The following is a 12,204-nucleotide window of genomic DNA, read 5'->3' as shown; positions in this document are numbered from 1 at the left end:
GGCCTATTCGGTATAACGGTATCCGACGCCATACAGGGTTTCGATCGCGTCGAATTCATCGGTCACTTCACGGAACTTCTTGCGCAGCCGCTTGATGTGGCTGTCGATGGTTCGGTCGTCGACATAAATCTGGTCGTCATAGGCGGCGTCCATCAGCTGGTCGCGGCTCTTGACGTATCCAGGGCGCGAAGCGAGCGCCTGCAGGATCAGGAATTCCGTCACCGTCAGGCGCACGGGGTGTCCGTCCCAGGTGCAGGCATGGCGGTTCGGGTCGAGCGTCAGCTTGCCGCGAACGATGGGCTTGTGGTCGCCCTCTTCAGGTCCGGCCACGCCGCCGCGTGCCCGGCGCAGCACGGCTTTCACGCGCTCGGCCAGCAGGCGGTTGGAACAGGGCTTCCTCACGAAATCATCCGCGCCGATATTGAAGCCGATCACCTCGTCGATTTCCTCGTCCTTCGAGGTCAGGAAAATCACCGGCAGTTCGCTGGTCTGGCGCAGGCGGCGCAACAGCTCCATGCCATCCATCTTGGGCATCTTCACGTCGAGGATGGCGATGTCCGGCGGCGTCTCTGTCAGGGCCGGCAGGGCGGCTTCGCCATCATGATAGGTGCGGACATTGTAGCCCTCAGCCTCAAAGAACATTTTCAGCGAGGCGACGATGTTCTCGTCGTCATCCACAAGTGCCAGAGTTGTCATCGCTCGATCCTTCTCGGCCAAGGCATACCCGCTCACTGGGTCTGGCCGTCTTGCATAATGGTGTTCAACCACGGTTCGCGACATGACAAAAGCCCTCCTTCGGTGCTGTTCCAATGAAAACAGAAGACTAGGGCAAGCAAACGCTCACATTACGGCGATTTAGGGGAGATTGGGCGAATGGCAGGGGGAGGCATGCACCGGACCAGGAAATCATTCATTGCCACCAGCAGGTCGGTATTGGTTTCATCGCGATAGATCCGGTGCCCTGAATTCTCCAGCAGGCGTATTCTGGCGTACTTTCCGGCCTTGATCGCAGCGTCATAAAAAGCGGTGCTCTGTTCCACCCTCACGATTTCGTCGTCGTTGCCATGGACAACGAAAACCTGTGCTTTCAATTTGTCGATGTGTGCGATTGGCGAACGCTGCCACAACTCGCTTTCATCATCGCTTCCATTGTTCATTCGGCGCAGCCAGAGGGTTCGCAGAAAGGATTCTACGGGATCCTTTATGTCGTATTGGCGGATCATTCTTGGCAGGTCGCTCACGCCCGCATAACTGATCACACATTGATAAGCGTCAGGCGTCATGGTCGCTGCTGCCAAAGCAGCATAGCCGCCATAGGAGGCCCCAACGATACTTCGTGGTTGTGTTGGCTCTACCAGGCCCGCTTGCTCGAGGGCGCTAACGCCATCCGCAATGTCTTGCTGCATTGCGCGTCCCCACTCGCCGTGCCCCATCTGCTCGAATGTTGATCCAAATCCTCCGGAACCACGAAACTGCGGCTGGAACACGGAATAGCCTCGGAAGGCAAAGTATTGTGCCCATCCTTCCCAATCCAGACGGTCGCGAGATACGGGACCGCCATGCGGCATGACAATGAGCGGCGCGGAATTTTCGGCCACGATCGACGGCGTGAAATAACCGCGCAGTTGCACTCCATCTGCTGCAACGTAGTCAAAGCGATGCGTTGGCGAAGTGGACTTGAGGTCAACGCCGGGCCGAGCGTCAGATATCTTGCGCAAGGTCTTGAGCTCTCGCAGCAGAACATAATAGGAGCCTGGGTTCGTGGGCGAAGATACATAGATTATCCAATCCTCGCCATTTGCGCTCATATCATAGATCGTCCAGTTCGCATTTTCAGGAAGCGCCTTATCAATCGCGTGCCCCATCTTGGCGTCGACTTCGCTGAACCATTGCCGTTCAAGATTATCATTCCAATAATCTGCATAGAGAATGCTGTCGGATCCGCGCTTGCGTTTCGCAAAGTTGAGATCGTACGTGTCGTGTCCAAATATCTTGTCTCCAAACCGGCCCTCTTGAAGGCTGAATTGAAACAGGCTTTTCCGTTCTTCGCCCGGCGGTATGGCGATAACGGCGAGCCCCTCTTGTTGTTCAAGATAGGAGATTGGGGCGAACCCTTCATTTAGAACATCATGCTGGAATCGTAGATTCCAGGTCCGGCCGCCGTCATCGCTGGCAAAGTATTTTTGAAGTGCGCCCGACTTCGTTTCGTCGATCCGCATCACCGGGCGCATGCTATCGTCCAATAGCCAGGTCAGCGTGTCTTCGCTGGCCTTATCCAGAGTGTGTTGATGGCCGGTATCGACATTGATCAGGACCAGATCCACTGACTTTCCCTTCGGGACGGCCAGAGCCACTTCCCGGGTTTCGGCATTACTTCCCATAAGTTTTGGGAAAGACAATGTCCGTTTGAGGTTCCCATTCCTGCTCGCGGACAGGATCTTTTTCTCACCGGTTTTTGCGTTTATTGTGAGAAACACAGACCGCTTCTTGAATTTTTTGCCCGAGACCGTGTATTCAACACCGCTCGCCAAAATGACATCATCAAAGGGCCAGTAGACCCAATCGAATAACCAGTTCGTTGAGTTTTTGTTGTATATGTATGTCTGCTTCAGTTCCAAAAGCGACGTGCCTGTGGCGCTGTCGCTAATTTGAACCTCGTCCCAGCCAAACCGCTGGGCAAAATCGAATTCGTGCCCGGTTTTGAGAAGTGCCAGCTTCTCCCCGTCAGGCGATATGGCAATGTCTCGCAGTTCGGCCTGCCCAACATAGGCACCAGGATAGTCGGCTAAGGCTGCTCCAGCAAATGGGATGAAAAATGCTGCGCAACAAATGACCTGAATCAGAAATTTTTTCATCAATTACGCGCCCCGCGATCCGTTGAATTGAATCTGAGGCTAAAATCTGCGAGCTGTGGATGCAATTTTTAATTGAGGCCCGCTATGGGAAAAGTGGAATTGAGGATTGAGGCGGTGCTTGTCTTGATTGGATCCTAGTGCGCCTCCGCCCAGTTGCTCGCCGCACGCGCCTCCACCACCAGCGGCACGGACAGCTTCAGCGCCGGCATGGCTGCGCCCTGCATTGTGTCCTGTGCCAGCTTGACCAGCGCGTCGGCTTCGGCTTTCGGGCATTCGAAGATCAGTTCGTCATGCACTTGTAACAACATGCGGGCCTTGAGGCCGGCCTTGGCGAGTGCCTCCGGCATGCGGATCATGGCGCGCTTTATAATGTCGGCGGCAGAGCCCTGGATCGGCGCGTTGATCGCCTGGCGTTCGGCAAAGGCCTTGGCGGGTCCTTTTGATTTGATGGCCGCGAGATGGATCTTCCGGCCGAAGGCTGTCTGCACATAGCCGGTCTCCTTCGCGAAGGCCTTGGTCTCGTCCATATAGGCGCGGATGCCGGGGAAGCGCTTGAAATAGGTCTTGATGTATTCGGCCGCCTCGCCCTGCGGGATGCCGAGTTGGCGCGCGAGTCCGAAGCCCGAAATGCCGTAAATGATCCCGAAATTGATCGCCTTGGCCTGCCGGCGCACCATCGGGTCCATACCTTCAATGGGTACGCCGAACATCTCGCTCGCCGTCATCGCGTGAATGTCGAGCCCCTTTTGGAACGCGTCCTTCAGCGCCGGAATATCGGCCATGTGCGCGAGGATGCGCAGCTCGATCTGGCTATAGTCGGCGCTGACGAGGACATTGCCTTCCTCTGCAATGAAGGCCTCGCGAATCTTGCGGCCCTCTTCGGTCCGTACCGGGATGTTTTGTAGGTTCGGATCGGAAGATGAAAGCCGCCCGGTCTGCGCCACTGCCATGGCAAAGCTCGTATGCACGCGGCCCGTTTTCGGATTGATCGCAGCCTGCAGCGCCTCGGTATAGGTCGAGCGCAGCTTCGACAGCGTGCGCCAGTCGACAATCGTGCGGGGCAGGGCATGGCCCTCGGCTGCCAGGCCTTCCAGCACGTCGGCATCCGTCACCCATGCGCCGGTCTTGGTCTTCTTGCCGCCCTCAAGCCCCATCTCGTCGAACAGGATTTCGCCCAGCTGTTTCGGGCTGCCAATGTTGAACGCCCGCCCGGCCTGTTCCTCGGCTTCAGCTTCCAGCGCAGCCATGCGCTGCGAGAAATCCGCGGACAGGCGTGAGAGCTGGTCGCGGTCCACCTTGATGCCTTCGCGCTCCATCTGCGCCAGTACGGGCACCAGGGGCCGTTCCAGCGTTTCGTAGACGGTCGTGACTTTCTCGGTGTGCAGTTTCGGCTTGAATGTTTGCCACAGGCGCAACGTCACATCGGCGTCCTCGGCGGCGTATTCAGTCGCCTTGTCCAGAGACACCCTATCGAAGCTCACCTGTTGCTTGCCTGTGCCAGCCACTTCCTTGAACGGAATCGGCGAGTGCCCGAGATAGCGTTCCGACAGCGTATCCATGCCATGGCTGTGCTTGCCGGCATTCAGCACATAGGACAGCAGCATTGTATCGTCGATCGGGGACACGCGAATGCCCTGCGACGCAAAGATGCTGTCATCATACTTGATGTTCTGGCCGATCTTCAGGACTGACTCATCCTCCAGCATCGGCTTCAGCGCGCGGATGGCGTCTGCCATGCGGATTTGGCGTGGCGGGTCGGCCCCAAACATGTCGCCATCGCCCGCGCCGTTCGGATCCACATGCGCGAGCGGAATGTAGCACGCCTCTCCGGGCGACAGGGCCAGCGATACGCCGACGAGGTTTGCCGCGACGGAATCGAGACTGTCGGTTTCCGTATCCACGGCCACGTATCCCTGCGCCACGGCGCGCGCGACCCAGTCCTCGAGCCGGTCAAAGTCGCGCACCGTTTCGTACTTGGTGCGGTCTATCGGGTCCTCTGCAGGCGGCGCAGCCTCGATGGCGCCTTCCATTTCCATCATCTCGCGCACGCGGCGCGTAATGGTCCGGAATTCCATCTCTTCGAGGAAGGGGAGCAAGGTGTCCGGGTCGGGATCGGTGACTGCCAGCCCTTCCAGTTCCAGCGTCACCGGGACATCATCCTTCAGCATTACCAGCTGCTTCGACAGGCGTATCTGGTCGGCGTTCTCGATCAGGGATTCGCGGCGCTTTGGCTGCTTGATCTCTCCGGCACGCTCCAGAAGCGATTCAACATCGCCATACTCATTGATCAGGAGCGCAGCCGTCTTCATGCCAATGCCGGGCGCGCCCGGCACGTTGTCGACACTGTCGCCGGCGAGCGACTGCACATCGACCACACGCTCCGGCCCGACGCCGAACTTCTCGAACACTTCGTCAATGCCCATTGTCTTGTTCTTCATCGTATCGAGCATGACGACTTTGTTGGAGACAAGCTGCATCAGGTCCTTGTCCGACGACACAATGGTCACCCGCGCGCCCTTGGACTCGGCCTGGCGCGCATAGGTCGCGATCAGGTCGTCGGCCTCGTATCCCTCAAGCTCCAGCGCATGGGCCGCAAACGCAACCGCCGCCCGGCGCACCAGCGGGAATTGTGGGCGCAATTCCTCTGGCGGTTCGGACCTGTTCGCCTTGTAGAGGTCGTACATGTCGTTGCGGAACGTGTGCGATGACGCATCGAAGATGCACGCAAAGTGCGTCGGCCTGTCTGGCCCCTTGAGCTCCTCCAGCAGCTTGAACAGCATGTTGCAGAAGCCGGCCACCGCGCCGATAGGCAGTCCGTCGGACGATCGCGTCAGGGGCGGTAGCGCGTGGAACGCCCGGAAAATGTAGGCGCTCGCATCGACGAGATAGAGGTGGCTGTCCTTGGTGACGGGGGCAGTGGCCATAAGCGGAGAATCCTTTGCTGGCCGCTGGTTTAGCCGCTTGAGGCTGGCGCGTCACCCGCCCTGTCTTGCCATTCGGGCCGGATGTTCCGTCCTGGCCCAACTCATAGTAATGTGGCTGCCAGAAATACAATTCTGGGAGGGAGTTGATATGTCAGACGAAATGGTACCCACACGCGCCGGAACACCGTGGCATCTTTGGGTTATAGGCGTGATTGCTTTCTTATGGAACGGATACGGAGCCTTCGATTTTGCGGCGACAATGACCCGGTTTGAGCCCTATTTGGAAGGGTTCCTCGGCATGAACACCTCGCAGATAGATTTTTTTCTTTCGTTCGCGTGGTGGCAAAAAATGCTTTGGCTGATCGGAACCTGGGGCGGCTTTCTGGGTGCTATTCTGCTGCTCCTGCGGAACCGGCTAGCAGTCTGGTTCTTGGGGGCTTCGCTTGCGGGCGCCCTCGCATCGATGGTTCAAGGCATGTCGATTAAGGACATGCCAGAAGGTCTGGACCCGGGGCCTATGCCTTTCGTGATTATTTCAATCGGGGCGCTCTTGGCAGTTTACGCTTGGTGGCTTTCCCGGCGAGATGTCTTGCGCTGAGCCTGATTCATCGTAGCCTCCCTGAAAATGGGAGAAGACGATGACAGAGATGAACAAGACCTGGGTGCTGCGCCACCGTCCTGTGGGCGACGTCAAGGAAACCGACCTTGAACTCGTCGAGGCCTCGCTTGCGCCGCTTCAGGACGGCGAGGTGCGTGCGCGCACGATCTATCTCTCGCTCGATCCGACCAACCGTATCTGGATGAGCGACAAGGATGCCTACCTTCCGCCGGTCGCCCTCGGCGAACCCATGCGCGGCGGCGGCCTCAGCCTCGTCACCGAAAGCCGTTTTGACGGGCTGGAGCCGGGTGACATCGTCAATACCGGGCTGGCCCATTGGGCGCTCTACAATACCTTGCCGGGCGCGAGCCTCGCCAAGATGCCCCAGCTACCAGGCGTTCCCTTGACCGCCTTCATGGGGCCGATAGGCGCGACAGGCATGACCGCCTATTTCGGCCTCATGGACATCGCCAAGCCCAAGGCGGGTGAAACCGTTGTTGTCTCTGCGGCGGCAGGTGCTGTCGGCTCGATGGTTGGGCAGATCGCCAAGATCCAGGGCTGCCGCGTTGTCGGCATCGCGGGCTCGGATGAGAAATGCAAATGGCTGGTCGAGACAGCCGGTTTCGATGCCGCCATCAATTACAAGAAGGAAGATGTCGGCGCGGCGCTCGACAAGCATTGTCCGAACGGCATCGACATCAATTTCGAGAATGTCGGCGGCGAGATCATGGACACCGTCATCGCGCGGCTGAACGATTTCTCTCGGATGCCGCTTTGTGGCCTGATCTCGACTTATAATGCGACGGAGCCGGTGCCGGGGCCGTTCAATTTCGAGAACCTGCTCATGCGGCGCACGCTCCTGAAAGGTTTCATCGTCATCGACTACTACCCACGCTTTGCCGAAGGCATCCAGCAGATGGCGCAGTGGCTGATGGAAGGGAAACTGAAATTCGAGACCGATGTAGTCCAGGGCCTCGAGAATGCCCCGGCCAGTCTGTCACGCCTTTTTGAGGGCAAGAACCTTGGCAAGCTTGTGGTGCAGGTCAGCGACGAGCCGAATTGATCCCGTCGTCGGGTCCTGTTGCAATCACCACAGGACCTGACGATTTTGTCATGACAAAAAAGACACGAAAAATCGCGCGTTTCCAGCGACGGGAACGTTGCGGGCGCGCGTTGAACCAACGTGATTTCGGCAGGGTCTTCCCACCCGGTCGGCATCACATCTACTCGCGTTTCCGCTGTTGGTACCTCCAAACCCTCCCCCTGGCCCGCAGCGGTGTCCCCCACTCTCCTTCCCCCTTGGAGTGGGGGACTGCGCGCGGAAGACGGCTCAGAGAACGAGGGGCGCGATCCAAAAGCCGATTGCCGTTATCACGCCGATACCGATCAGGTTGATGATCAGACCCTTGCGCATCATGGTCTGGATCGGAACATGTCCCGTCGAATAGACGATGGCGTTGGGCGCGGTCGCCACCGGCAACATGAAGGCGCACGAGGCGGCCACCGCTGCCGGCCCGAGCAGGCTTTCCGGAGCCATCCCCACCGCTACCGCGAGAGCGCCCAGGATCGGTGCCAGCGTTGTCATCGTGGCGACATTGCTCGTCAGCTCCGTCAGGAAAATGACGAGCGCCACAACGACCGCGATGAACAGGATCGGCGGAAAAGACGACATCACCGACAAATGTTCACCAAGCCATTCCGACAGTCCCGTTCGGGACACTGCATTGCCCAGCGCGATGCCGCCGCCAAACAGCACCAGCACACCCCAGGGCAGGCGTTCAGCCTCTTCCCAACTCAAAAGCGCGCGTTTCTCTCCGCCACCCGCTGGCACGATGAACATCATCGCCCCGCCCGCTATGGCGATCATCATGTCCACTTCGGCGCCGTTGAATCCTTTCAGCACATCCCAGCCGTACGCATCGATCAGGTCGACGGTCCAGAGGCGGGATACCCAGAGCAGGGCGACGACACCAAAGACAAGTGCCGCCCGGGATTCAGGCTGTGTCATTCGCCCGAGTTTGCTCAATTGCTCGCGCACGCGCTGGACGACGGCGTGGCCACCCTCGAGTTGCGGCAGCCCCCGCGTCACTGCCCACCAGGCTACGGGAATCATCACGGCTGCTGCCGGCACCCCGAACGCCATCCATTGCGGAAAACCGATACTTGCGCCCATCTCGACCTGCAGCCAGTTTATGGCAATCAGGTTCGTCGGAGTGCCGATCGGCGTGGCAACTCCTCCAATGGACGCCGCATAGCAAATACCCAGCAACAGGGCCGCCGCGAATTTGCCGCTCTTGTCGCCAAGCGCATGTGCCGCCGACAGGGCAATCGGCATCATCATCAGCGTTGTGGCCGAGTTGGATATCCACATGGACAGCATGGCGGTGGCGAGCATGAAGCCAAAGACCAGTGATTTTGGTGCGGCGCCAACGCGTGTAATTACATTCAGGGCGATCCGCTTGTGCAGGTCCCATCGCTCAATCCCCATGGCGATGATGAACCCGCCAAGCAGAAGCAGCACGATATAGTGGGCATAGTCCGCGCCGACCTGTTTGGGTGTGCCTGCCTCAATCAGCGGCAACACGACCAGGGGCAACAGCGACGTTGCCGGAATCGGTATTGCCTCCGTCGCCCACCAGGTTGCCATAAGCACCATGAGCGCTGCCGTGCCCCACGCGGCAGGCGCCAAGCCATCCGGTGGTCCCAGCAACAGCATCAGTCCGGCCGCGACCGGCCCCAGCACCAATCCGATTTTCTGCGCCCCCATGCCTTGTCAGCTCCCTGACATGGCCATGAAGCCCGCCTCAAGGTCTGCGACGAGATCACTTGTGGCCTCGAGCCCCACATGGACACGCAGCAGCGGACCGGCACGCTTTTCAGTCCAACTGCCCTTCATGCGGCGCAGCTGTTCGTCGCAAGGAATGATCAGGCTCTCGAATCCGCCCCAGGAAAATCCCATCGCGAACAGGTGCATTGCGCCGAGGAAGCGCTCCATTCCGCCCTCGGGGACAGGATTGAGCACGACGCCGAACAAGCCGTTCGATCCGCTGAAGTCGCGTTGCCACAAGGCATGGTCCGGTGAGGATGAAAGGGCAGGGTGCAATATTTCAGAAACTTCCGTGCGCGCGCCCAGCCAGCGGGCTATCTCGAGGCCCGCCGCCTCGTGTGCCTTCAATCGCGTCTTGAGCGTGCGCAAACCACGCAGGCACAAATAGGCATCGTCGGGCGACAGGCTGATGCCCCAGTCTTCCGATAGCGCCTCCAGGCGCCCCGCTATGCCGGGTGTGCGTGTCATCACTGCGCCGCCAAATGCATCGGAATGACCTGCCGGGTATTTCGTCAACGCCTGCACGGAAAGGTCCACGCCCAACGCCAGCGGCTGGTGGTGCAGGCCAGCGCCCCAGGTATTGTCCAGGATGGTGCGAATGCCACGTGCCTTGGCGATCTCGACGATGGCGGGCGTATCGCTGATCTCGAATGTCAGCGAACCGGGCGACTCCAGGAAGATCGCTTTCGTGTTGTCCTGAATCAGGTCTGCGATTCCGGCGCCGATGCGCGGATCGAAGCGCGTGGTCTTCACTCCCATGGCGGGCAACCGCCGCTCGCAGAACCTCGCTGTCGGTCCGTAGGCACTGTCCGGGAAGAGGAGATGGTCGCCATTTCGCACGCATGCTGCGATGGCCAGCGAGCAGGCTTGCAAGCCGTTGGCTGCGAGACGCGTATAGGTCGCGCCTTCCAGTTCGTTCATCGCCGCTTCCAGTTCGCGGTGAACGGTGAGCCCCATCCGGCCATAAGTCGGCTTTGGCCCGTAAAGACTCTGTTCGGTCGGAAACAGCACCGTCGATGCACGCTCTACGGGCGGATTCACGGTTACCCGGCCAAGGCGCTCCTTTCGCGTATGGATCAGGCGCGTTTCCGGTTTTTTCATGCCGTGCCCTTGGCAATTGGACGCTCCGGGTCTGAGGCCCATTCCGTCCACGATCCGTCATAGACGGCGACATCCCAGTTGCCGAGCCGCGCCAGCGCCATGGCCGTGACTGCCGCGGAGACACCGGAACCGCATGTCGCAACGCTTGCCGCCATGGGGTTCTCGAACAGCGGAGCGAGATCCGCTGCGGATTTCAGTGTGCCGTCGGCGTTCATCAACTTGCTGCACGGCACACATACACTGCCCGGAATATGCCCGGAAGACAGGCCCTCGCGTGGTTCCGGGGCTTCGCCGTTGAACCGGTCTGCTGCTCGTGCATCGATCAATTTGTGAGAGCCGCTGGCGGAAATCTCGTGCACCTGCGCTGCATCCTTCACGAGATCGCTGCGCACCCGCGCGGTAAAGTGGCGCTCCACGGCGACTGGTGGCAGGTCTTCGACTTCACCGCCAGCAGCGAGCCAGGCGGCATATCCTCCATCCAGGACTTTCACGTCCTGGTGGCCCATTACCCGCAGCATCCACCAAACTCGCGCCGAGGCGAAAAATCCGTTCTGGTCATATACGATGATCCGGTTGCCATCGCCGATGCCGAGCTTGCGCACACGCGAGGAAAACATGACCGGATCCGGCAGCATGTGCGGGAGGTCGGTATCCTGGCGTGCAATAGCATCGATATCAAAAAAGTGGGCGCCGGGAATGTGGCCTGACATGTAAGCCTGTCGGCCCGTCTGGGCCGGATTCGTGAACGGCGCGAACCATGTTGCATCAATGATACGGATATCCGGTGCCGAAATGTGCTCTTTCAGCCAGTCGGCACTGACGAGGGGGTCGCCCGTTTCCATCGCTTTACGTCTCCATCCATGGTGGCACCGGCAGGTCCTTCGATCTCAGGAATTCCGGATTGTAGAGTTTCGATTGGTAACGATTGCCATAGTCGCACAGCATCGTCACGATTGTATGGCCCGGGCCAAGGTCGCGCGCCATCTTGACCGCGCCGGCCACGTTGATGCCAGCGGAGCCGCCAAGGCACAGGCCCTCTTTCTGCACCAGATCGAACAGGACGTTCAGCGCCTCTGTGTCCGTGCAGCGATAGGCGCGGTCGACTTCGATTCCTTCCAGGTTGGCCGTGATGCGGCCTTGGCCAATCCCTTCGGTGATGGACGTCCCCTCGGACTTCAATTCGCCGCTCGTAAAGTACTCATACATCGCCGCGCCGCCGGGGTCGGCGAGGCCGATCTGCACGGACTTGCGTTTCTCTTTCAGCGCCATGGAAACGCCGCCGAGTGTGCCGCCAGACCCGACCGCGCAAATGAACGCGTCGAGCTTGCCGTCAGTCTGGTTCCAGATTTCCTGACCGGTCGTGTCATAGTGAGCCTTGCGGTTCGAAACATTGTCGAACTGGTTTGCCCAGATCGCGCCGTTGGGCTCGGATTTTGCCAGATCGGCGGCGAGGCGCCCGGAAAATTTGATATAATTGTTGGGGTTGGCGTAGGGCACGGCATCGACCTCGATGAGTTCTGCGCCGAGCAGCCGGATTGCGTCCTTTTTCTCCTGGCTCTGGGTTCGCGGCATCACGATCACGACGCGATAGCCGAGCGCGGCACCCACCAGCGCCAGGCCGATCCCGGTATTGCCGGCTGTGCCCTCGACGATTGTTCCGCCCGGTTTCAGATCGCCTGCCGCCTCAGCATCCCGCACGATGCCGAGTGCCGGACGGTCCTTGACCGATTGTCCCGGGTTCAGGAATTCGCATTTTCCAAGGATTTCGCATCCGGTTTCGTCAGATACCGCATTGAGTCGGAGAAGGGGCGTGTTGCCAATCAGGTCAACAACGGAGCGGTAAGTGGTCATGCAATAGGTCCGGTTCAGTTAGGGAAGTCTTGTCGGGCCAAGCTAGGG

9 protein-coding genes are annotated in these 12,204 nt (G+C 59.5%); 2 read left to right on the top strand and 7 right to left on the bottom strand.

Features of this window, described 5'->3' with window-relative positions; all coding sequences use genetic code 11:
- Positions 1-3: 3 nt before the first annotated feature.
- From AC0L7I_RS13670 to polA, 3 genes are all read right to left on the bottom strand, one after another.
- A complete protein-coding gene (locus AC0L7I_RS13670; RefSeq protein ID WP_473396975.1) occupies positions 4-696 on the bottom strand; it encodes a response regulator transcription factor in 693 nt (230 codons plus the stop codon).
- A gap of 149 nt (positions 697-845) precedes the next feature.
- Complete coding sequence (locus AC0L7I_RS13665) at positions 846-2,855, bottom strand: alpha/beta hydrolase family protein (protein WP_473396974.1); 2,010 nt, start codon at positions 2,853-2,855, stop codon at positions 846-848.
- 134 nt (positions 2,856-2,989) lie between these two features.
- Entirely contained in the window at positions 2,990-5,779 is a 2,790-nt protein-coding gene (gene polA / locus AC0L7I_RS13660; RefSeq protein ID WP_473396973.1) for a DNA polymerase I, read from the bottom strand.
- A gap of 148 nt (positions 5,780-5,927) precedes the next feature.
- Here polA and AC0L7I_RS13655 point away from each other — a divergent pair, with 148 nt between their 5' ends.
- Together AC0L7I_RS13655 and AC0L7I_RS13650 are read left to right on the top strand one after the other, a co-directional pair.
- Positions 5,928-6,377, top strand: a complete 450-nt coding sequence (locus tag AC0L7I_RS13655) for a hypothetical protein (RefSeq protein ID WP_473396972.1) — start codon at positions 5,928-5,930, stop codon at positions 6,375-6,377.
- 49 nt (positions 6,378-6,426) lie between these two features.
- Complete coding sequence (locus tag AC0L7I_RS13650) at positions 6,427-7,440, top strand: NADP-dependent oxidoreductase (protein WP_473399159.1); 1,014 nt, start codon at positions 6,427-6,429, stop codon at positions 7,438-7,440.
- Positions 7,441-7,707: 267 nt separating this feature from the next.
- Here AC0L7I_RS13650 and AC0L7I_RS13645 read toward each other — a convergent pair whose 3' ends face one another.
- Genes AC0L7I_RS13645 through AC0L7I_RS13630 form a run of 4 tightly spaced genes read right to left on the bottom strand, consistent with a single transcriptional unit; the run spans position 7,708 to position 12,156 of the window.
- On the bottom strand, positions 7,708-9,144 hold the full coding sequence (locus AC0L7I_RS13645; RefSeq protein WP_473396971.1) for an SLC13 family permease: 1,437 nt from the start codon (positions 9,142-9,144) through the stop codon (positions 7,708-7,710).
- A gap of 6 nt (positions 9,145-9,150) precedes the next feature.
- Entirely contained in the window at positions 9,151-10,305 is a 1,155-nt protein-coding gene (metC, locus tag AC0L7I_RS13640; RefSeq protein WP_473396970.1) for a cystathionine beta-lyase, read from the bottom strand.
- Positions 10,302-11,147, bottom strand: coding sequence for a 3-mercaptopyruvate sulfurtransferase (gene sseA, locus AC0L7I_RS13635; RefSeq protein WP_473396969.1), 846 nt, complete (start codon positions 11,145-11,147; stop codon positions 10,302-10,304). Before sseA ends, metC begins: the two co-directional genes overlap by 4 nt.
- A gap of 4 nt (positions 11,148-11,151) precedes the next feature.
- Positions 11,152-12,156, bottom strand: coding sequence for a cysteine synthase A (locus tag AC0L7I_RS13630; RefSeq protein WP_473396968.1), 1,005 nt, complete (start codon positions 12,154-12,156; stop codon positions 11,152-11,154).
- Positions 12,157-12,204 lie beyond the last annotated feature (48 nt).

The sequence above is a fragment of the Hyphomonas sp. J20-32 genome (genome assembly GCF_055808555.1).
Note: the sequence above shows the minus strand (reverse complement) of the source record. Positions and strands in the feature narration are given on the sequence as shown.